Annotated in this window: 19 protein-coding genes; 13 read left to right on the forward strand and 6 right to left on the reverse strand. The window is 64.8% G+C overall.

Going from position 1 to position 20501, the window contains the following annotated elements; translation table 11 throughout:
• Positions 1-28 precede the first annotated feature (28 nt).
• Entirely contained in the window at positions 29-1567 is a 1539-nt protein-coding gene (locus AC4D6D_RS21470) for a glycerol-3-phosphate dehydrogenase (RefSeq protein WP_491327550.1), read from the reverse strand.
• Between the two features lie 129 nt (positions 1568-1696).
• Here AC4D6D_RS21470 and AC4D6D_RS21475 point away from each other — a divergent pair, with 129 nt between their 5' ends.
• The 3 genes from AC4D6D_RS21475 to AC4D6D_RS21485 all read left to right on the forward strand — a co-directional run bounded on the left by AC4D6D_RS21475 (position 1697) and on the right by AC4D6D_RS21485 (position 5442).
• A complete protein-coding gene (locus AC4D6D_RS21475) occupies positions 1697-2533 on the forward strand; it encodes an MIP/aquaporin family protein (RefSeq protein ID WP_491327551.1) in 837 nt (278 codons plus the stop codon).
• A gap of 27 nt (positions 2534-2560) precedes the next feature.
• Positions 2561-4051, forward strand: a complete 1491-nt coding sequence (gene glpK / locus AC4D6D_RS21480; protein WP_491327552.1) for a glycerol kinase GlpK — start codon at positions 2561-2563, stop codon at positions 4049-4051.
• A gap of 77 nt (positions 4052-4128) precedes the next feature.
• A complete protein-coding gene (locus tag AC4D6D_RS21485) occupies positions 4129-5442 on the forward strand; it encodes an Hsp70 family protein (RefSeq protein WP_491327553.1) in 1314 nt (437 codons plus the stop codon).
• A gap of 22 nt (positions 5443-5464) precedes the next feature.
• Here AC4D6D_RS21485 and tenA read toward each other — a convergent pair whose 3' ends face one another.
• The 4 genes from tenA to gloA2 form a co-directional block, all read right to left on the reverse strand.
• On the reverse strand, positions 5465-6127 hold the full coding sequence (tenA, locus tag AC4D6D_RS21490; protein WP_491327554.1) for a thiaminase II: 663 nt from the start codon (positions 6125-6127) through the stop codon (positions 5465-5467).
• Positions 6124-6939: a S1/P1 nuclease gene (locus AC4D6D_RS21495; RefSeq protein WP_491327555.1), complete on the reverse strand. Its 816-nt coding sequence runs from the start codon at positions 6937-6939 to the stop codon at positions 6124-6126. Before AC4D6D_RS21495 ends, tenA begins: the two co-directional genes overlap by 4 nt.
• A 64-nt stretch (positions 6940-7003) precedes the next feature.
• The gene (locus AC4D6D_RS21500; protein WP_491327556.1) at positions 7004-7783 is read right to left on the reverse strand and encodes a hypothetical protein; all 780 of its coding nucleotides are present in this window, start codon (positions 7781-7783) and stop codon (positions 7004-7006) included.
• 101 nt (positions 7784-7884) lie between these two features.
• Positions 7885-8265, reverse strand: coding sequence for an SMU1112c/YaeR family gloxylase I-like metalloprotein (gene gloA2 / locus AC4D6D_RS21505; RefSeq protein ID WP_491327557.1), 381 nt, complete (start codon positions 8263-8265; stop codon positions 7885-7887).
• 145 nt (positions 8266-8410) lie between these two features.
• Here gloA2 and AC4D6D_RS21510 point away from each other — a divergent pair, with 145 nt between their 5' ends.
• Positions 8411-8875 (forward strand): c-type cytochrome, encoded by a 465-nt coding sequence (locus AC4D6D_RS21510; RefSeq protein WP_491327558.1) that lies wholly within the window; start codon positions 8411-8413, stop codon positions 8873-8875.
• A gap of 236 nt (positions 8876-9111) precedes the next feature.
• On the forward strand, positions 9112-10326 hold the full coding sequence (locus tag AC4D6D_RS21515) for a glycoside hydrolase family 28 protein (protein WP_491327559.1): 1215 nt from the start codon (positions 9112-9114) through the stop codon (positions 10324-10326).
• A gap of 9 nt (positions 10327-10335) precedes the next feature.
• Here the strand turns inward: AC4D6D_RS21515 and AC4D6D_RS21520 are convergent, their stop codons facing one another.
• Positions 10336-11013, reverse strand: coding sequence for a peroxiredoxin-like family protein (locus AC4D6D_RS21520; protein ID WP_491328792.1), 678 nt, complete (start codon positions 11011-11013; stop codon positions 10336-10338).
• A 267-nt stretch (positions 11014-11280) separates the two neighbouring features.
• Here AC4D6D_RS21520 and AC4D6D_RS21525 point away from each other — a divergent pair, with 267 nt between their 5' ends.
• The 8 genes from AC4D6D_RS21525 to AC4D6D_RS21560 all read left to right on the forward strand — a co-directional run bounded on the left by AC4D6D_RS21525 (position 11281) and on the right by AC4D6D_RS21560 (position 20446).
• A complete protein-coding gene (locus AC4D6D_RS21525) occupies positions 11281-12063 on the forward strand; it encodes an ABC transporter permease (protein WP_491327560.1) in 783 nt (260 codons plus the stop codon).
• Positions 12064-12098: 35 nt separating this feature from the next.
• Entirely contained in the window at positions 12099-12887 is a 789-nt protein-coding gene (locus AC4D6D_RS21530) for an ABC transporter ATP-binding protein (RefSeq protein WP_491327561.1), read from the forward strand.
• Complete coding sequence (locus AC4D6D_RS21535) at positions 12884-13504, forward strand: cysteine dioxygenase family protein (RefSeq protein ID WP_491327562.1); 621 nt, start codon at positions 12884-12886, stop codon at positions 13502-13504. The genes AC4D6D_RS21530 and AC4D6D_RS21535 overlap by 4 nt, the downstream gene beginning before the upstream one ends.
• Positions 13501-14733, forward strand: a complete 1233-nt coding sequence (locus AC4D6D_RS21540; RefSeq protein WP_491327563.1) for a rhodanese-like domain-containing protein — start codon at positions 13501-13503, stop codon at positions 14731-14733. Before AC4D6D_RS21535 ends, AC4D6D_RS21540 begins: the two co-directional genes overlap by 4 nt.
• A 28-nt stretch (positions 14734-14761) precedes the next feature.
• Positions 14762-15853 (forward strand): LLM class flavin-dependent oxidoreductase, encoded by a 1092-nt coding sequence (locus AC4D6D_RS21545; RefSeq protein ID WP_491327564.1) that lies wholly within the window; start codon positions 14762-14764, stop codon positions 15851-15853.
• Positions 15854-16012: 159 nt separating this feature from the next.
• Positions 16013-16873: a TauD/TfdA dioxygenase family protein gene (locus AC4D6D_RS21550; RefSeq protein ID WP_491327565.1), complete on the forward strand. Its 861-nt coding sequence runs from the start codon at positions 16013-16015 to the stop codon at positions 16871-16873.
• Between the two features lie 3 nt (positions 16874-16876).
• Positions 16877-17815, forward strand: a complete 939-nt coding sequence (locus AC4D6D_RS21555) for an ABC transporter substrate-binding protein (protein WP_491327566.1) — start codon at positions 16877-16879, stop codon at positions 17813-17815.
• 156 nt (positions 17816-17971) lie between these two features.
• Entirely contained in the window at positions 17972-20446 is a 2475-nt protein-coding gene (locus AC4D6D_RS21560; protein ID WP_491327567.1) for a TonB-dependent receptor plug domain-containing protein, read from the forward strand.
• Positions 20447-20501: the final 55 nt, after the last annotated feature.

A 20501-nucleotide genomic window follows, 5' to 3' on the forward strand; every position in this document is an offset into this window, starting at 1 on the left:
CCCGTCTCGTCGCCTTCCGGGCAGACCCTTAGCGCGCCTCGGCGGCGCGGCCTAGCCAGGCATCGATCGCTTCGGCAGCGCCGGGCGGAACGTGTAGACCGAGCTTGCTGCGGCGGAACAGGATATCCTCGGCGGTGCGCGCCCATTCGGCTTCGACGAGGTAGTCGATCTCGCGGGCATGGAGGCCGCCGCCGAAGTCTCGCCCGAGATCGTCCGGGGTACGCGCCTGACCGAGGATTTCCGGCGCGCGGGTGCCGTAGGCGCGGGCGAGGCGGCGCAGCAGATCGCGCGGCATTTGCGGATAGCGCGCGATCAGATCGGTTAGGAAGCGCTCGAAGTCTCCGTCTGCGATGTCGCCGCCGGGGAGTGCTGCACCGGCGGTCCAGGGCATCGCGACTTGCGGGAAGAGCTGCGCGATATGCTCCATCGCGTGTTCCGCGAGCTTGCGGAAGGTCGTGATCTTGCCGCCGAAGATCGACAGCATCGGCGCCTGCCGCGCATCCCCCTTGTCGAAATCGAGCACATAGTCGCGCGTCACCGCCGAGGCGTTCGCGGCGTGATCGTCGTAGAGCGGGCGAATACCGGCATAGCTCCAGACGATATCCTGCGGGCTGACCTGCCGCTCGAAATAGCGATTGGCGGTTTCGCACAAGTAGTCGATCTCGCCCGGGCTGATCGTCGCCTTGCCGGGCGCTTCGGTCCAGGGTTCGTCGGTCGTGCCGATCAGCGTGAACTCGCGCTCGTAGGGGATCGCGAAGACGATGCGGCGGTCGGGGTTCTGGAGCATGAAGGCATGCTCGCCTTCATAGAGGCGCGGGACGACGATGTGGCTGCCCTTGACGAGCCGGACCCCGCGATCGTCCCTTGCGCGGCCGATCTGGCGCAGCAGGGCATCGACCCAGGGACCGGCGGCATTGACCAGCATCCGGGCGCGGACCTGGCGCGTACCCTGTTCGCCCTCGATCGTGGCGACCCAGCCGCCGTTCTCGCTGACCGCATCGGTCAGGCGGGTGCGGGTCTCGATCCGGGCGCCGCGCGCGGCGGCGTCCATGGCATTGAGCACGACGAGGCGGCTGTCCTCGACCCAGCAGTCGGAATAGGCGAAGGCCTTTCCTTTTTTTTTCGAATTTTGCGTTTTCAGGCCGTTCCCTCGCGGGTTGCGGTCGAGATCGAGCGTCTCCGTGCCCGGCAGCGTCTTGCGGCCGCCGAGGTGGTCGTAGAGGAACAGGCCGAGGCGGACCATCCAGGCGGGGCGCGGCGAAAGCGATTGCGGCAGGACGAAGCGCAGCGGCCAGATAATGTGCGGCGCCATGCCCAGTAGCCGCTCGCGCTCGATCAGGGCTTCGCGGACAAGGCGGAACTCGTAATATTCGAGATAGCGCAGGCCGCCGTGGATCAGCTTGGTCGAGGCCGAGGATGTGTGACTGGCGAGATCGTCCTGCTCTACCAGCAGCACCGAAAGACCGCGCCCGGCGGCATCGCGGGCAATGCCCGCACCGTTCACGCCGCCGCCGACGATCAGGAGATCGTAGGTTTCGTCCTGCGAGGTGGGGGCGGGGGGCGTCATGTCGGTTCTCTCATGGATGCTTGGTTTTCGTTCTTCGAAAATATATCCGCGAAAACGAAAATGCAAACGAAACTATTGACGTTCGTTCGAACGCATGTTCAGAAAGCTTTCGCGTCAAGCGAAAGTCTGATGGCGAGAGGATCGGAAGTGACGGAAAACCTGCGGGCGCTGCGCGGCGAACTGATTTCGGAAATGCTGGCAGTGGCCATCATCATCACGATAGGCGATTCGGCTGCGGCGATGATCACGCTTTACGATCCCAGTCCTTATGCTCAGGCCTATTGGGGCGTCTGCATTGCCTGGGGCCTTGCCGTGACCATGGCGATCTACGTGACCGGCTCGGTTTCGGGCACCCATGCCAATCCCGCGGTTACTCTTGCGCTCATGCTGTTTCGCGGCTTTCCCAAGCACAAGGTGCTGCCCTATTGGGGCGCGCAAGTGCTCGGCGGAGTGATCGGCGCGGCGCTGGTTTTGCAACTCTACCATCCGGTGATCGACGCCTATAATGCCGCCCACGGCTTCACCCGCGCCAGCGGCGGCGCGGCTGGCGTGTTCTTCACGCACCCCGGCGCGCATATCACCCCGATCCATGCCTTCTGGGACCAGGTGATCCTGACCGGCATGCTGGTCCTCGGCATCTTCGCGATTACCGACGAGTTCAACGACGTGGCCCCGCGCGCCAATTCCGGTGCGCTTATGATCGGCCTGTTGGTGGCGATGATCGGCGCCTCGGGCGGCTATCTGGAGGCCTGGGCGATCAATCCCGCGCGCGATTTCGGGCCGCGCCTCTTTGCATATTTCGCCGGTTGGGATGCCTCGGCTTTCCCGAGTCCCGGCAACTACTGGTGGGTTCCGATCGCCGGGCCGCTGCTCGGCGGCGTGGCGGGAGCCGGGCTCTACCAGATCGCGATCAAGCCTTACCTGCCCGCGGGTCGCAAACCGAAGTCGGACGCCGCGCTTGACTAAGACGACAAGATATTCTCGGAGAGTTTCATGACCCAGCCCCGCCACGTTCTCGCCATCGACCAGGGCACCACTTCGACCCGCGCGATCGTCTTCGACGATGCCGCCCGTCCTGTCGCCACCGCGCAGTGCGAGTTCGAGCAGCACTATCCCGACCTCGGCTGGGTCGAGCACGATGCGGAGGATATCTGGCGCGACACGGTGAAAGTGGCGCGCGAGGCGATCGAGGGGAGCGGGCTGGGCGCGGCAGGCATCGCCGGTATCGGCATCACCAACCAGCGCGAGACCGTGGTGGTCTGGGAGCGCGAGAGCGGTAGGCCGATCCACCGGGCGATCGTCTGGCAGGACCGGCGCACCGCACGGCTCTGCGCCGATCTTAAGGCGGAGGGCGCCGAGCCGGACGTTCGCGCGCGCACCGGCCTGCTTATCGACCCCTATTTCTCAGCCACCAAGCTCGCCTGGATTCTCGACAACGTAGGCGATGCCCGCGCGAGGGCGGAGCGCGGCGAACTGGCGTTCGGCACGATCGACAGCTTCCTGCTCTGGCGCCTGACCGGCGGCAAGGTCCACGCCACGGACGTGACCAATGCCGGGCGCACGCTGCTCTACAATATCCGCGAACAGCGCTGGGACGAGGAACTCTGTCGCCTGTTCCGCGTGCCGATGCAGATGCTGCCCGAAGTCCACGACAATGCCCATCTCTTCGGCATGACCGACAAGAGCCTGTTCGGTGCGGAAATTCCGCTGGCGGGCGTCGCCGGAGACCAGCAGGCCGCTTTGTTCGGGCAGGCCTGCTTCGAGGCCGGCATGGCCAAGTCGACCTACGGCACCGGCTGCTTCATGCTGCTCAACACCGGATCGGAAGCGATCGCTTCGGAAAACCGTCTGCTGACGACCCCGGCCTACCGGCTCGGCGGCAAGATGACGTATGCGCTCGAGGGCTCGATCTTCGTGGCGGGGGCGGCGGTGAAGTGGCTGCGCGACGGCATCGGCGTCATCACCCATGCCCGCGAGACCAACGACATGGCGACGAAGGTGCCGAACAACCACGGCGTCTACATGGTCCCGGCCTTCGTCGGCCTCGGCGCGCCGCACTGGGACCCCGAGGCGCGCGGCGCGATCTTCGGTCTGACGCTGGGCGCCACCCAGGCGCACCTTGCGCGGGCGGCGCTGGAAGCGGTGTCCTACCAGACCATGGACCTCGCCCGGGCGATGGTTTCCGACGGCGGCGAGGAATTGGCCAAGCTGCGCGTCGATGGTGGCATGGCGGCGAACGACTGGCTCTGCCAGTTCCTTGCCGACATGCTGGAAGCGCCGGTGGAGCGGCCCGTCCATCTCGAAACGACGGCGCTCGGGGCGGCCTTCCATGCCGGTCTGGCGACCGGAATCTGGCCCGATCTCGCCGCGCTCGCCGCCACCTGGACGCAAGGCAGCCTGTTTACGCCGAAGATGAACGGCGAGACCCGCAAGCAGCTCATCGACGGCTGGCACGATGCGGTGCGGCGTACGCTGACGAAGTAGTCCACGCAGCGGGTTGCGCGAGAGGAAGCGCGCTGCGATAGGCGCCTCGCTTCCCGATTCTCGCAAGGATTTCCGACATGCCGACCAGCATGGTCTCACCCCGCTCGGTCGGTATCGACTTCGGTACGACAAATTCCGTCATTGCTTTGGGGCAGGGCGGCGATGCCGATCTGGTCGATTTTGCCGCGCCCGGCGGGACGAGTTCGGTGTTCCGCTCGGCCCTGTGCTTCTGGCAGGAAGAAGGCGTGCGCGGTGGTCTCGCCCATGAGGCGGGGCCATGGGCGATTTCGGAATTCCTTGAATTCCCGCAGGGTTCGCGCTTCCTGCAATCGTTCAAGTCGGTCGCGGCCAATCCCGCTTTCGAGCAGGCGACGCTGTTCGAAAAGCGGCTGCGCTTCGAGGAACTGGGGCAGGTGTTCCTCGAACATCTGGTGGAGCATACCGGCGGGGCGCTGGCGGATCTTCCCGAGAGTATCGTCGTCGGCAGGCCGGTGCGCTACGTTGGATCGCGTCCCGATGTCGAACTGGCGCGCACCCGTTATGATGCCATGTTCGCGATGCTCGGCCGTCCGGTCCACTACGTCTACGAGCCGATTGGCGCGGCCTTCAGCTTCGCTTCCCGGCTGACCGAGCCTGCGACCCTGCTGGTCGCCGACTTCGGCGGCGGCACCAGCGACTTCTCGATCGTGCGGGTCAACGCGCCCGGTTCGGCGCGCCGCTGCGAGCCGCTCGGTTCGGCGGGTATCGGCATTGCGGGCGACCGCTTCGACTACCGCATCATGGATAATCTGGTGCTGCCGCTGCTGGGCAAGGGCGGCACTTATCGTTCCTTCGACAAGGTTCTGGAAATCCCCGCCGGGCACTTCGCGGACTTCGGCGACTGGTCGCGCCTTGCCATGATGCGCAACCGCCGCACTCTGGAACAGCTTGCCAAGCTGAAGCATGGTGCCACCGATCCTGCGGCGATCGCCCGGATGATCGCGGTCGTGGAGCATGAACTCGGCTTCGGACTCTACGAAGCGGTGGGCGGATTGAAGCGCGCGCTTTCAGGTACCGAACATGGCGCCTTCCGCTTCGAGAGCGATGCCCTGACCATCGAAGCCGAAGTCAGCCGCGCCGATTTCGAAACATGGATCGCGCCCGATCTCCAGCGCATCGGCGAGACCGTGGACGGCGCGCTGGCGCAGTCGGGCCTGCGCGCCGACGAGATCGACCACGTCTTCCTGACCGGTGGTTCCTCGCTGATCCCCGCCGTGCGCGGCCTGTTCGAGCAGCGATTCGGCGAGGAGCGGATCGCCACCGGCAACGAATTGACCTCGATCGCCCATGGTCTCGCGCTGATCGGGCAGTCGGCGGACCTCGGCGAGTGGATCGCGGAGGATCAGGTCTGATCCTCCGCGTTTCAGTGACCGGTCAGATCGGCCATTGCTCCCGGCGATAGGCGGAATCCCAGAACATCCACTCGTAGCGCGCGGCGTTGCGGAAGGCCGTGGTCATGGCGGCGCGGGTCGCCGGGGTCGCATTCGCGGCGGCTTCGTCGACGAGCGCGCGCACGCGGTCAGTCGCCTCGCCGAACGCGGGGGCGGCGTAAGTGTCGATCCAGGCCGCGTAAGGATTGGGTGAGGCTGCGCGCGGCTTGATGGCGCAGCCGACTTCCCAATAGACCCAGAAGCAGGGCAGGATTCCGGCGATAAGTTCCTCATAGCTGCGCGTTGCGGCAAGGCTGGCGAGGTAGCTGGTATAGCCGAGGCAGGCCGGGCTGGCCTCGCTGTCCTGCGCTATTTGCGCGGTTACGCCGAACTGCGCGAAGAAGGCCTGATGCAGCGCTTCCTCGACCTGCACCGCCACTTTGGCGCCGTCGGAGAACTCCAGCCGCCCCGCCGCGGTCGGCGCGCGGGCGGCGGCAATAGCGAGCGCGCGGGCATATTCGGCGAGGTAGAGGCTGTCCTGCACGATGTAGTGTCGGAAGCTTTCCGGAGCCAGCGAACCGTCCGCCAGTTCGCTCAGGAAAGGCTGCGCCAGGATCGCCCGGCGCAGGGGAGCGATCTCGTCCCAGATCGTGTCGCAGAAGCTCATGGGCGGGCGCTTTTGGTCTTGGGCGCTTCCTGATCGAAGATCCAGTTGAGGTAGGCGGCGATACGAACCCCGGCGTGTTCGAGCCGGTCGTCGATCTCGCCGCGATGCTGGTAGGCATAGTCCCATGAGATGTTCGGGTTCGTCGGGTAGATCGTCTTGCGCAGGGCAATGCTCTCGGAAGTCCAGACGAGCGGATCGCGCACGTTCCAGGCTACCACGTCTTCGGGCGTGATCTTGCGCAGGAGCCAGCGGGTATATTCCGAGTAGGACAGCGAACGCTGCTCGATCAGTCCGGAGTCCCATACCGAGTGCAGGTTGGTCTCCTTGCCGAACCACGTCACCTTGACGTCGTTGCCGCCACGGTCGTTGCCGCCGCCGACATGGAGCGGCTGGTGCAGGTCGCCGATGATGTGGACGATGAAGCGCAGCGCCAGGCGCTTGTCCTCGATCGAGGCCTTGGGATCGCGCAAGGTGGCGGTGAAGCGGGTCAGGGCGCTGAGCGCATCGCCTTCGGGCGGTGCATCGGAGGGCTTGTAGGCGTCGCCCTCGCGCACGGTTACGTAGTGCCAGGGGCTGGCCCGCTTCTGCCAGAACTCGGCCGGGTCAGACTTCATGTCGTCAGGCCAGGTCGCCGCTTCGGCGAGGTCTTCGTTGCCGAGCAGCAGGCGGACCTGGGCGCGGGCGACGCCACTCAGGTTTTCGTCGGCGATGGCGCCGGTGATGCGGTGGCCGATCGGTCCCCAGGCCTGGGCGGGGGAAGCGGCGCCGAGCGTGGCGGCAAGAGCGAAAGCGGGAAGAGTGAGGTAGCGCATGGGCGCACTCCATATAGAAACCGGCGCGTCATGCCAGCCGGGGAGAAGGAAATCCGCGTTGGCTTCAGCGGCACCAGAGCGCCATGCCCACCAGATGCGGACGGGGGCATTCACCGGCAGGCAAGGGCAGCGGCATTCCTGCGCGCCACAGGCCCAGTCTCTTGAGAATATTCGGCATTTCCGAATCGATCACGGCCAGTGGGTTGCCGTCGCCATAGGCCGTGGCACTGCGGAAGCGCAGGGCCTGCGCGTATTGTCCCGAGGCCGAGGGCCTGTGGACGGTGATCCAGTAGCCATAGGGCGCTTCGGCTGTCGGTTCCGCCGTGATCACGTCGCCGCGCAGCGGTCCATTTTCGACATAGCGCAGTTCCTGGTTGTTGTTGCGTCCGGTGCGGTGGGTGAAGACGGCGGTGAAATCGTCCTTTGCGCGGTCGTAGGCGTAGAGTTGCAGCGCCACGCGCCGGTCTCCGTTACCGGCCTGGAAACTGGCGAGTTGCAGCAGCAGAAGCGGGCGAGCGGCCTGAGGATGGACCACTTCCAACCGGCTGATGAAATGCGGGACGGAAAACACGTCATCCGCCCCCGGCAGGCGCAAGGCTTCGGTCGCGGCAGGGTTGCAGTTCGCGCCCTTGTCACGGGTGATACAGGGGGTGATGGCTCCGGGTGCCGTGTCGCCGCTCGGGTCTTCCTCCTCGGCACCCTGCGTCGCGATGAATTGCCAGGGCGAGCGCGTATGGAACGGCGCCGAGAGGTCCATGGTCCGGATCACTTTATCCGCCGCCGAAGCCGGAGTTCCAAAAAGAGTCGCGGTCAGGCAGAGCGACAGTCCGATAGCGAGGCGCATCCGATCTTCCCTGTAATGGAGCCGCCCCTTTCTTAACCCGTGTGCGCCGGGCAGCAAGACCGGAATGCCTTATACATCTGGAATGGCGCGCTTTTGCCTGCTCAGGCGCTTTCGTAAAGTTCCAGCGGCAACCCGTCGGGATCGGCGAAGAAGGTGAACCGCCTGTCCGTGTAGGGATCGACGCGGACCGGTTCGCATTCGACCCCGATCGCACCGAGCCGGGCCACTTCCGCGTCGAGGTCGTCGACGGCGAAGGAAAGGTGGCGCAGTCCGCAGGCTTCGGGGTGCGAGGGGCGTGGCGGCGGCGCGGGAAAGGAGAACAACTCGATCTGGGCATTCCCGGCATCGAGATCGCATTTCCACGAATCGCGTTCTTCGCGGTAGATCTCGCGGATGATCGGCAGTTCGAGCACTTCGTGATAGAAGCGGCGGGAGCGGTCGTAGTCCGAACCGATGATGGCGATGTGATGGATGGCGCGCATCCGTCTACCCTTAGCACCGCTTCGTGCACTTTGCTGGCATTGCCTTCCGGGAAAGCCGTGAATAGGGATCTCCCCCGATAGCAAAGGCGCGCGTTGTCGTCCCGGATCGAAGGTGGTTGTGTTGCCGTTGACGGGCAGGAAGTTCATGGCAGGTATCCGGCAAACCCTTTTGGTGCTGCTTTCGGGAAGCGTGCTTGTGCTCGGCGGCTGCGGCGACGACCGCCGGGAAGAGCGGCTGACGGCCGCCGGCCCGAATCCTTCGCTGGAGGCGCTGATGAAAGTGGCCAGTGCGAAAGCGGGCAAGCGCAAGTTCCGCCAATGTGCAGCCTGTCACAGCATGCTTGAGGGCGCGATGGACCGGGGCGGGCCGAACCTCTTCGGCGTCTTCGGCAAGAGGTTCGGAACCAACAGTTCGCGCTACGGCTATACGGCGGCGCTCACCCGTGCGGGCGGCACCTGGGACGAGCGAACGCTGAATGCCTGGATCGCCGCGCCCGCTTCGGTGGTGCCGGGCACGACGATGCAGTTCGGCGGCGTGCCGGACGCGCTCGATCGGGCCGACCTGATCGCCTATCTCCGCACGCAGGCTCCCGAGCAGCAGGACAAGTAGCGAGCCATTTCTCGACCTTCCCTTACCCTGCGCGTCATGTAAGATGAACCCAAAGGGCACAATATGGGACGAGGCGAATGGGGCTTGGGAAAACGGCGATCGAAACATCTGCATCGCAAGCATCTCCCTTCCGCTGCGATCGCCGGGCGGTCGCACTGCCTCTGCTGGCGCTACCCCTGTTGACTTTGCCCTTGTGCGCCACAAGCGGAGGCGCGGAAGAACTTTCCGGCAAGAGCGTGTCGATTTCCGAGTTCGGAGCGGTTCCCGATGGGGCCACGATCAACACGCAGGCGATACAGTCCGCGATAGATCGGCTGGCCGGCCGGGGCGGCGGGACCGTTGTCATTCCGGCGGGTATTTTCGCCAGTGGTGCGCTGTTCCTGAAGCCGGGTGTGAATCTCCATCTCGCGACCGGTGCGGTCCTGCGATGCACGACGCGGATGGAGCATTTCCCGCCCCGCCGAACCCGGATCGAGGGCCATTTCGAGCCGAGCTTCACCCCAGCGCTCCTCAATGCCGACGGCTGCGACGGATTGCGGATCACCGGAGCCGGTACGCTCGACGGGGCGGGACGGCCGATCTGGGATATGTTCTGGAAGCTGCGGAATGCGGCGCCCGATCCGAACGAATTCCCCAACCTCGGCCTGCCGCGTGCCCGCCTGGCGTTGATCGAGAATTCGAAAGGCGTCGTGATCGACGGCGTCACCTTCAGGGACTCGCAGTTCTGGAACCTGCACCTCTACAGATGCGAGGATGTTCTGGTCCGTAATGCCCGTTTCGAAGTACCGGACGACTACCATCAGGCACCGAGCAGCGATGGGATCGACGTGGACAGCAGTCGGCGCGTCACGGTGGAGGACTGCTTTTTCTCGGTTACCGACGATTGCATCGTCGCCAAGGGATCGAAGGGGCCGCTGGCGCTGGAGGACCAGGATAGCCCCCCGGTCGAAAGCCTGACAGTGCGCCGCTGCCACTTCCGGCGCGGGCACCATGCGTTCGCCTGCGGCAGCGAGGCGACGGTGGTGCGCGATGTCACCGTGGAGGATTGCCGGGTGACAGGTCCGATGGTTCTGGCCCGGCTGAAACTGCGGGCCGACACTCCGCAGAGTTACGAGAACATCCGCTTCCGCAACATCGCGCTCGACAGCAGGGAAGGCACGGTCATGGCTGTCGAGCCGTGGAGCCAGTATACCGATCTTAAGGGCATGAAACCGCCGATGTCGCGGGTGCGGGGACTGTCGTTTTCGGGTATCAGCGGGCGGTTCGGAGCGCTGGGAACGATACGCCCCAATCCCGGCCAGACCGAGATCGGCGATGTGCTCCTGCGGGATTTCGACTTGCAGGTCGGCGACGCCAGCCTGAAACTGGAAGGCGTGCACGATATCCTGTTCGATCGCGTGACGATAAATGGAAAGCGCCTGCGACCGCCCCCCGGAGCGGGGAAGCGGTAGCTCTTCTGTTCAAGCGGTTGCGCGGCGGGTCGATGATGTCGGAACCTTTTCTGTCAGCGCTGCCAGGATCGTTTCGCTATCCGTCCTGTCGAGCCAGTCCGGGCTGACATCCAGCAAAAGAATCTTTCCGTCCGGGCCGAGCACGAGGACGGCGGGCTGGTCGATCTCGTAGCTGAACGTGCCGAGCGTCGCGCCGATCCAGTCCTGGCCCGGTGCGACTTCGGGCTGATCCTCAGGGAAGAAGGTGATCCCGAGGCTGCGGGCGAGAGCATAGCCGGGATCGCTTGCCACCGGGAAGGCCAGATCGTGACGCCGGATGAGCGCCGGATCGACCGGCGTCTGCGCGCTCACGGCGACGAGGGGAATGCCGCGTGCTTCCAGCTCGGGGCGGAGCGTCTCATCGTAGTAGGGCAGTGCGATATTGCAGGCTGGACAGCCGCCGAAGCGGAAGAAGACCAGCACTGCCGGACCTAGGGCGACAAGCGCATCCCGCGTAAGGTCCCGGCCTTCTGCGTCGATCAGCGTGAAAGGCGGAATTTCGTCGCCGACTTGCGGCAGTTTCGCGGGATCGTGCCGTTCGGCGAGCAACCGGCGCTGCCCGGCATTGCGGGCCAGTTGTTCGGCACTCCAGGTGCGTTCGCGTTCCGCCTGAAGTTCGTTGAAACGATCCTTGAGGGTCTTGCCCATGGTCTTGCTCCTGCTTGTCACGGCGCGGAGCCTAGCCATGAAGAGATGGGTCTGGATAACGAGAAGATCGGCAAATGACTTGAGAGTTTCCAATAGGCCCATGCCGTCCAGGAGATGGTTTTCACCCCGAACACGCCACGGTTGGGCGGGCGCGAGGCACGATTTTGCGTCACTATGAGCAATGCTGATAGGTCGTCGTCGCAAAACTCAATTGAATTGGTTGAGAATGCGTAGTCTTGTCCGGTTCCATCCTGGACGAGAAAGACAATGGCCATTTCGCACCGCATATCCGCCTCGCTGGGAAGCGCACGCTGGCTTTCGCCGTTGCTGTTCCTGTTTGCCTGGGAGGCCGGTTCCCGCTCGGGGCTGATCCCCGAACGCACCCTCGCGGCGCCTTCCAAAGTGCTGTCGACCCTGCTGGACATGGCCGTTTCGGGCGAGCTTGCGGACAACCTCTGGGTCTCGTTCTTGCGCATCGCCGTCGGCCTGGCGATCGGCGTGAGTGTCGGCGTGGTGCTGGCGCTGGTCGCCGGACTTTCGCGGCAGGGCGAAGTGGTGGTGGACCCACTCATGCAGATCAAGCGAACCATTCCGACGCTGGCATTGACGCCGCTGTTCATCGTCTGGTTCGGCATCGGCGAGACGCCGAAGATCGCGCTGATCGCCTTCGCCTCGATCTTTCCGGTCTATCTCAACCTCTACAGCGGCATTCGCGGCGTGGATCTGCGCCTGCTGGAAGGCGCGCGCAGCTTCGGTCTCAGCCGCGTGGAACAGATCGTCCATGTGATCCTGCCCGGCGCACTGCCGTCGCTGCTGGTCGGGCTGCGTTATTCGCTGTCGGTGGCGATCCTCGTGCTGGTCGTGGCCGAACAGATCAACGCCTCGGCCGGCCTCGGCTATCTCATCAACAATGCCCGCGACTTCATGCGCACCGACATCATCGTCGTTTGCCTGATGATCTACGCCGTATTGGGCTTGGCCGCCGACGCGCTGGTGCGGGCGATCGAGAACCGTGCGCTTGTCTGGCGCCCCAGCATCGTCGCCCAATGACTTTCCCAGTTGCCTTTTCAACGGAGAACAATGCCATGGACGCTCGCCCGACCGGCTTTTCCCGCGTGACCGGCCCGCAGTTCGATCCTGTCGTTCGCCTGCGCGATTTCACCCGCAACTTCGGTGACAACACGATCATCTCCGGCCTCGATCTCGACATCGCCCCTGGCGAGTTCGTGATCCTGCTCGGCCGCTCGGGATCGGGCAAGACCACGCTTTTGCGCACGCTTGCCGGGCTTGATCCCACGCCGGGGCAGGACGTGATCGTGCCGGATTCCCGCGCCGTCGTGTTCCAGGATGCGCGGTTGCTGCCGTGGAAGAAAGTCTGGCGCAATGTCGCGCTCGGTCTCCGGCAGGGCGACGTACGCCAGCGGGCGGAGGATGCCCTGCGCGAGGTAGGTCTCGGCCACCGGCTCGACGCCTGGCCTCTGACGCTCTCCGGCGGCGAGGCGCAGCGCGTGGCCCTTGCCCGTGCATTGGTGCGCGAACCCAGCCTGCTGCTGCTGGACGAGCCTTTCGCCGCCCTCGATGCGCTGACCCGTCTGCGCATGCACGAACTGGTGCTTTCGCTCTGGACCCGCCATCGCCCGGCAGTGATGATGGTCACCCACGACGTGGACGAGGCCATTGCCCTGGCCGACCGTGTGGTCCTGCTCGATCAAGGCCGCATCGTCCTGCAGGAGCGCATCGAGGCCCCGCGCGGCGAGCGCGGTCAGGTCGCGCGCGTCTTGCGCAGCCGCCTGCTGGGGGCGCTCGGAGGGCAGGTCTCGGAAGGACCGTCCGCCGCTGAAATCATCGCCCTTCACGCCGGGGCGCTGGCATGAACGCGCCGGTTTCGCTTGTCGTTCCAAAGCTCGATGTTACGCCGCTGCGCCGTTTCGTGACCGGATTTGCCGCGATCCTCGACAGCGGCGCGGGGCAGCCCGCGATCCTCGAACACGGCAGCAATCTGCTGGCCCGGCTCGTTTCGCAGGACGACTGGCTTCCCGATGAATTCGCCGAGCCGCACCCCGAACGCTACCAGCAATACCTGCTCCACTGCGACAGTGCGGAACGCTTCAGCGTCGTCTCCTTCGTCTGGGGACCGGGGCAGGCGACGCCGATCCACGATCACCGTGTCTGGGGCCTTGTCGGTGTGTTGCGGGGGGCGGAGAAAGTGCAGAGCTATCGCCGCCGCAGCGACGGATCGCTCGTGCAGCAAGGCGCGACCGAAGACCTGCGGCCGGGCGATGTCGATCCGATCGATCCCCGGGCGGGGGACATCCACCGCGTCGCCAATGCCTTTGCCGACCGCACCTCGATCTCGATCCACGTCTACGGTGCCAATATCGGCGCAGTGGAACGCGCGACCTACCGCGACAACGGCGAGGAGCGCCCCTTCATCTCGGGCTATGCCAACGAGGTCCTGCCCAACCTCTGGAATGGAGTGATCCGGGCATGAGCGTTTCGCCGTCGCAAATCCGCAGCACTTTGCTGGCCCGGCGCGAGATCGGCCTGATCGACGTGCGTGAGGAAGCGCAGTTCGCGCTCGGCCATCCCTTGTTCGCGGCGCAGATTCCGTTGCAACGCATCGCCCTCGAAGCGCCCTGGCGGATTCCGCGCAAGGACACCCCGATCGTCGTCTACGACGACGGCGAAGGTCTGGCGGAACCGGCCCTGCACCAGTTCCGGGCGCTCGGTTACACGCAGGTCGATGTGCTGGAAGGGGGGCTCGACGGGTGGAAGGCTGCGGGATACGAGTTGTTCGAGGACGTCAACAGCTACTCCAAGGCTTTCGGCGAACTCGTCGAGCATCACCGCCATACCCCTTCGCTACCGGCTCCCGACGTGCTCGCGCTGATCGAGGAGAAGGCGGATATCGCCATCCTCGATGCCCGCCGTTTCGACGAATATGCGACGATGAGCATCCCCGGCGGCCGCAGCGTGCCGGGCGCCGAACTCGTGCTGCGCGCGCCGGTCGCCGCGCCCTATCCCGACACGACGATCATCGTCAACTGCGCGGGCCGAACCCGCAGCATCATCGGCACCCAGTCGCTCATCAATGCGGGCCTTCCCAACAAGGTCTTCGCCTTGCGCAACGGTACGATCGGCTGGACCCTGGCCGGACAGGTGCTGGAGACCGGGCGGCAGGAAAGCGTCGACAAGGGCGAAGAAACCGAACTCGACGTGGCCCGTGAACGGGCGCGGGACGTGGCCTATCGCGCCGGTGTCCGCCGGATCGACAGTGCCGATCTCAAGGTCCTGCTCGCCGAGAGCGACCGCACGCTCTACCGTTTCGACGTGCGCCAGCCTGCCGATTTCGCTGCCGGACATCCGGCGGGTTTCCGCAATGCGCCGGGCGGCCAGCTTGTGCAGGAAACCGACCATTTCGCCCCCGTGCGCGGCGCTCGCATCGTGTTGGCCGACGACCTTGGCCCCCGCGCCGACATGACCGCTTCGTGGCTGGCGCAACTCGGCTGGGACGTGCTGGTGCTGGCGGATGCTTTCGATGGCCCGCTCGAAACCGGCGAGGACGGCGCCCCGGCACCGCGCGGCCCTCATGGCCGCTACAAGCGTCCCTACGAGGGCACCGATAACCGCGAGGCCGCCATGCAGGCCTATCTCGACTGGGAATACGGCCTCGTCGCCCAGTTGGAGCGCGACGGTACCCACGGCTTCTTCGTCATCTGATCCCCGTTTCTCAAGGAAGAACTGCATCATGACCGTCAAGTTCATCGGCTATATCGGCTTCAACGACACCTCCGAAATCCACGCCGGACCGCGTTCGCGCGTGCTGGATCGCGACTATGTGGAGGCAGCCGCCCGCGAGCAGGAAGAAGGTGGCTTCGACCGGGTGCTGATCCCGTTCGGTTCCAGTTCACCGGAAAGCCAGATCGTCGCCGCCCATGCCGCCGCGATCACCACGCGGTTGGGTTTCCTTGTTGCGCACCGGCCCGGCTTCACCCAGCCGACCCTAGCCGCGCGCCAGCTGGCGACGCTGGACCAGCTTTCCGGCGGGCGCGTCGCCGTGCATATCATCACCGGCGGCGCGGATGAGGAAATGGCGCGCGACGGCGACGTGCACACCCTCAAGGCCGAACGCTACCTGCGCAGCGACGAATATCTCGACGTACTCAAGCGGGAGTGGAGCGAAAGTCGTCCCTTCGACCATTCCGGCCGCTTCTACGAAGTACGCGGCGGTTTCAGCGCGGTGAAGCCGGACAACCTGCCGGTGTTCTTCGGTGGTTCCTCGCCCGAGGCGATCGAGGTCGCGGGGCGCCATGCCGATGTCTACGCGCTCTGGGGCGAGACGCTGGAGCAAGTGGGCGAGGCGGTGCGCTCGGTGCGCCATGCTGCGGCGCAGCACGGGCGCAACCCCGGCTTCTCGCTCTCCCTCCGCCCGGTCATCGCCGATACCGAGGAAGCGGCCTGGAAGAAGGCCGACGAGATTACCGAAAAAGTCCGCGCCCTGCGTGAAGCGGCTGGTCTGCCGATCAGCGGCCACCGTCCGCCCAATGCCGGATCGCTGCGCCTGCTGGAAACCGCGCAGACCCAGCGCCGTGACACCCGCCTCTGGACCGGCGTGGCCGCGCTCACCGGTGCGGCGGGCAACAGTACCGGCCTTGTCGGCACGCCCGAACAAGTCGCCGATGCCCTGCTCGAATACTACGACATCGGCATCGATCACTTCCTGATCCGCGGCTTCGAGCCGCTGGCCGACGCCATCGACTATGGCCGCGATCTGATCCCGCTGGTGCACGCCAAGGTAGCCGCACGTGAGGGCACGGATAAAGTCGCGTTGGCCAGCTGAGATCGTCGCCGAGCATTGGAAATACTCACCTTCCTATCAGCCATCCGCGTTGGTTCGGGTTCAGCTCTCGCCATAGCCTGACCCACGCGGGAGCAGAACGATCTGCCCCTGGAACCTGCCCCCGAACCTGCATGTGCAGGGCTGCAAAAGGAGAAAGTCATGGCCAGTACCGCTTCCACGTTCGACGTTTCGGATACCGATCTCGTCATCCGTCCGGTCCAGCCGACCATCGGCGCCGAAGTCGAGGGCATCGACCTGGCGAAGCCGCTGACCGATGAACTGCGCCAGGCGGTCCGTGCGGCGCTGCTGAAATGGAAGGTCCTGTTCTTCCGCGACCAGTCGATCGACGACGCCCAGCAGGCCGCTTTCGCGGCGAACTTCGGTCCGCTCTATACCCATCCGACCACGCGCCACGACGCGGCGAACAAGGAGGTCCACGCCATCGCCGCGCGGGAAGACCGCGAGTACGAGAAGAAACTCGGTTACAAGCTGCGTCCGGGCGAGGCCTATCACACGGACACCAGTTGGCGGCTCGTGCCCACCTGGGGTGCGGTTCTGCGCGACGTGAACCTGCCGGAAGTGGGGGGCGACACCATCTGGGTCGATGCCCATCTCGCCTACGAGACGCTTCCAGAGGATCTGAAGGCGCGGCTCGAAGGCAAGCACGTCACCCATAACTTCGTGCCCGCGCTGGAGCTTTCCGGACACGAATATCCGATCGTCGCACACAAGATCGTGCGGACGCACCGCGAGACCGGAGAGAAGATCCTCTGGGTCAATTTCTCGCAGCAGCCGCAGATACTCGGGCTGGAGTTGTCGGAGAGCCGTGAACTGCTGGAAGAAGTGCTGCGCCAGTACAAGCGCCCGGACCTTCAGGCGCGCTTCTCGTGGCGGCCGGGGACGGTGGCTTTCTGGGACAACCGCGCCACGGTACACTTCGCGGTCCGTAACTACGGCGATTTCCCGCGCGAACTGCACCGCATCCTGATTGCCGACGAACCGCTCTGGACGGATCTCTGATTGATGCTGAACAGACGCAATCTGCTTGCGGGACTTGCCGCGACTGTCGCCCTGGCCGCTTGCGGCCGGGGCGCTGGCGCAAATGCGCGGGTACTCCGTATCGGCAGCCAGAAGGGCGGCACCAAGTCGCTCATGCTGGCATCCGGCGCGCTGGACGGAGCGCCCTATCAGGTCGAGTGGTCGGAGTTTCCGGCAGCGCAGAACCTGCTCGAAGCGCTGGGCAGCAGCGCAGTCGATCTCGGACTTGTCGGCGATGCGCCGTTTCAGTTCGCCTATCAGGCGGGCAGTCCGATCAAGGCGGTGGGTGCCCAGCGCAGCCAGGCACGGCTGGATGGTGCGCTCTCGATTCTCGTGCCCGCAAAGTCGCCGGTCCATGACGGCAAAGGCCTGAAGGGCAGGCGCATCGCCACGACGCGTGGAAGCGTAGGGCATTATCTGGTGCTTCGCTCCATGATCGCTTCGGGTCTCCAGGCGGATGATGTGAAGATCGTGTTCCTTTCTCCGAGCGATTCCCGTGCCGCGCTCCAGAGCGGAGCGGTGGATGCCTGGTCGACATGGATGCCCTACGTCGCGGCGGCCCAGGCCGAGGGCGACCGGATCGTCGTGGATGGCCGGGACTTCGTGCAGGGTTACGGCTTCGAGGTCGCGCCGGAAAGCGCCATTGCGAGCAAACGCGAGCAATTGAGCGATTTCCTTCGGCGCGAGGCGCGGGCGCTCGAATGGGCCAAGGGACATGTCGATGATTATGGCGCGGTGCTGGCGAAGGAAACCGGCCTGCCGCCGGATATCGCCCGTGCCACGGCGGAGAAGAACATTCGTCTTCGCGTGCCGATCGACAATAGAGTTATATCCGATCAGCAAGTCGTTCTGGATACATTCCGGACGTTTGGCGAAGTGAAGTCGGCAAGGCCGCTGTATGGCGCATTCATCTTGAATGCTTGAATCAAGAAAAAATCGCGTTCTAATAAGGTAATTCAATTTCAAATGATTTAATTGAGATGGCACGAAGCTCTCGTGTTTATGAATTCGGGGGCTCCTGTGAAGAAGTTTATAGTATCCAGTTTTCTTGTCGGTGTTTCCTTTCTCGCGATCAGTCCGGTGCGTGCAGAAGAGGAAGCGGTGGCAGCAGCGCCTGCCGCCGATGCCGCAGCGGCAGATGCGGAAGGTTCCGCGATCGTCGTTACCGGCGCGCGCGGGCGCATCCAGCGCTCGGTTGCCGACAGTCCGGTACCGATCGATGTCATCAGTCCGCAGGAACTGAAGAATACCGGCCGCACCGGCCTCAAGGAAATCCTCGGCAACATCATCCCGTCGCTGAGCATGCCCGCGCTGGGCGGCGGCGGTACGTCGGCGAGCGTACGGCCGATCTCGATCCGGGGACTTTCCGGCGATTACGTGCTGGTGCTTGTCAACGGCAAGCGCCGCCATACGACCTCGCTCATCAACAATCTCTCGCGCATTTCCGGGGGATCGACCCCGGTGGACATCGACCTGATCCCCACCAGCGCGGTTGGCCGGATCGAAGTGCTGCGCGACGGCGCGGCGGCGCAGTACGGTTCGGATGCGATCTCCGGCGTCATCAACATCATTCTCGACAGCGCCCCGCGTGGCGGCGAATTCTCGGTGACCGGCGGCCAGCTTTACGACAAGGGCGGGGCGCTGGCGCAAATCGCCGGGTCTTACGGCACGCCGCTGGGCGATGGCGGCTTCGCGCGCTTCTCGATCGAGGCGAAGTACCACGATCGCGCCGATTCCTCGGCCCAGCCGGTGCCTTATGTCTATCCACTGGTAAACGGCCAGCCCGACCCACGCGAGGCTGATGCCAACCACCTGATCGCCGGTGGCTACGGCCGCTCAAATCGCGACAAGATCGTCAACACCAGCTACAACGCCGAACTGCCGGTAGGCGATGACACCACGCTTTACTCTTTCTCGACCCTGAGCTACCGCGACATCAACGACGCACGCGGCGCCTATTTCGCTTCGGCGACGGGCTACGGCGGACTGGCCAATAGTTCCGGCGCCTCGGTGTTGCCGCAGCTCTATCCGGCGGGCTTCCAAGCCTATCGCCGGATCTGGGAGTGGGACTGGCAGGCCGCGCTCGGGCTTCGCAGCGAGGTCGCCGGATGGTCGCTCGATCTTTCCAGCAGCTTCGGGCGAGACAACGTCAAGCTGGGTGCTGACAACACGCTCAATCCCTCGCTGGGACCGAATTCCAAGAGCAGTTTCTTCATGGGGCGGCAGAAGCAGGACCTCTGGGTCAACAATCTCGATGTCAGCCGCGACGTGGACCTCGGGTTCACCAAGCCGGTCAGCCTGTCGCTGGGCGTCGAGCATCGCTGGGAGCGATTCCGGAACATCGCGGGCGAGCCGGATTCCTACCGCGACGGCGGCTATGTGATCCCGGTGGACGGCACGCCGTTCGGCCAGCTCTACGGCGGCCGTTCGCCTTCGCCGGGGCTTGTCTCGTTCACCGGCACGTCACCAGCCGATGCTTCCAGTATCAGCCGCAACAACGTGGCGGCCTATGTTGATCTCTCGGCCGATCTGACGCCGGGCTGGTTCCTGGGGCTTGCAGGCCGTTTCGAGCACTATTCGGACAGTGCCGGCAACACGTTCAGTGCCAAGGCTTCGACCCGTGTCGAACTGGCGCAAGGTCTTGCCTTGCGCGGCGGCGTCAATACCGGCTTCCGGGCCCCCTCGCTGGCGCAGACGGCGTTTTCGACCACCCAGAACACTGTAACCTTGATCGGGGATGAGCGTGTCTCGACGGTCTCGAAATTCCTGCCGGTCAACAGCGAAGCTGCTATCGCGCTGGGTGCAAAGCCGCTGAAGCCGGAGAAGTCGCTCAATTTCACGGCGGGCGTGACTTACGAGACCGGCCCGTTCCGCCTGACGATCGACGCCTATCAGATCCGCATCGACGACCGTATCGTGAAGACCGAATTTCTCGGCACGGCCTCCAACGGTGGCGCGGCGATCAAGGAGATCCTTGTCGCCAACGGTATCGACGACGTGGATAGCGCCCAGTTCTTCACCAATGCCATCGACACCCGCACGCGCGGCGTGGACGTGGTGGGCGAATATACGCTCGATACGGCCTCGCTTGGCACTTTTCGCCTCAATGCGGCCTACAGCTACAACCGCACCAAGATTCTTCATGTGATCGACAACCCGGATGCGCTGAGCAATCTCAACGTCACCTTGTTCGGTCGTCAGGCCCAACGCGATCTGGTGGCTGCACTGCCGCGCAGCAAGGTGGTGCTGTCGAGCAACTGGTCTCTCGACAAGCTCCGCGCGCTGGTGCGCGTGACGCGTTATGGGACGTATACGGAGTCGAGCAACCTCGCAGCTTCCGATCGCAGGTTCGGTGCGAAGTGGGTGGCCGATGCCGAAATCGGCTATCAGCTCACCGAGGCTCTGGATATCGCCGTGGGGGCGAACAACCTGTTCGATGTCTATCCCGACAGGCACGGGGCCATCGCAGCCGACGGCTCCGGTCTCTATGGTAATTTTGCGCCGTTCGGGCTGAGTGGCGGTTTCTATTACGCGCGGCTCGGCCTGAAGTTCTGAAGCGGAATCGAGAAACGTCCGGCATGGCGGATATCTCCGCCATGCCGGACGCGTT

It is taken from the genome of Novosphingobium sp. BF6, from assembly GCF_058273105.1.

Excerpts from the sequence above, each read along its gene's own strand:
- AC4D6D_RS21510 (WP_491327558.1), top strand. The coding sequence starts at position 8,411 with ATGGCAGGTATCCGGCAAACCCTTTTGGTGCTGCTTTCGGGAAGCGTG.
- AC4D6D_RS21545 (WP_491327564.1), top strand. The coding sequence starts at position 14,762 with ATGACCGTCAAGTTCATCGGCTATATCGGCTTCAACGACACCTCCGAA.
- AC4D6D_RS21525 (WP_491327560.1), top strand. The coding sequence starts at position 11,281 with ATGGCCATTTCGCACCGCATATCCGCCTCGCTGGGAAGCGCACGCTGG.
- gloA2 (WP_491327557.1), bottom strand. The coding sequence starts at position 8,265 with ATGCGCGCCATCCATCACATCGCCATCATCGGTTCGGACTACGACCGC.
- AC4D6D_RS21495 (WP_491327555.1), bottom strand. The coding sequence starts at position 6,939 with ATGCGCTACCTCACTCTTCCCGCTTTCGCTCTTGCCGCCACGCTCGGC.
- AC4D6D_RS21475 (WP_491327551.1), top strand. The coding sequence starts at position 1,697 with ATGGCGAGAGGATCGGAAGTGACGGAAAACCTGCGGGCGCTGCGCGGC.
- AC4D6D_RS21530 (WP_491327561.1), top strand. The coding sequence starts at position 12,099 with ATGGACGCTCGCCCGACCGGCTTTTCCCGCGTGACCGGCCCGCAGTTC.
- AC4D6D_RS21500 (WP_491327556.1), bottom strand. The coding sequence starts at position 7,783 with ATGCGCCTCGCTATCGGACTGTCGCTCTGCCTGACCGCGACTCTTTTT.
- tenA (WP_491327554.1), bottom strand. The coding sequence starts at position 6,127 with ATGAGCTTCTGCGACACGATCTGGGACGAGATCGCTCCCCTGCGCCGG.
- AC4D6D_RS21520 (WP_491328792.1), bottom strand. The coding sequence starts at position 11,013 with ATGGGCAAGACCCTCAAGGATCGTTTCAACGAACTTCAGGCGGAACGC.
- AC4D6D_RS21540 (WP_491327563.1), top strand. The coding sequence starts at position 13,501 with ATGAGCGTTTCGCCGTCGCAAATCCGCAGCACTTTGCTGGCCCGGCGC.
- AC4D6D_RS21485 (WP_491327553.1), top strand. The coding sequence starts at position 4,129 with ATGCCGACCAGCATGGTCTCACCCCGCTCGGTCGGTATCGACTTCGGT.
- AC4D6D_RS21550 (WP_491327565.1), top strand. The coding sequence starts at position 16,013 with ATGGCCAGTACCGCTTCCACGTTCGACGTTTCGGATACCGATCTCGTC.
- AC4D6D_RS21535 (WP_491327562.1), top strand. The coding sequence starts at position 12,884 with ATGAACGCGCCGGTTTCGCTTGTCGTTCCAAAGCTCGATGTTACGCCG.
- glpK (WP_491327552.1), top strand. The coding sequence starts at position 2,561 with ATGACCCAGCCCCGCCACGTTCTCGCCATCGACCAGGGCACCACTTCG.
- AC4D6D_RS21470 (WP_491327550.1), bottom strand. The coding sequence starts at position 1,567 with ATGACGCCCCCCGCCCCCACCTCGCAGGACGAAACCTACGATCTCCTG.
- AC4D6D_RS21555 (WP_491327566.1), top strand. The coding sequence starts at position 16,877 with ATGCTGAACAGACGCAATCTGCTTGCGGGACTTGCCGCGACTGTCGCC.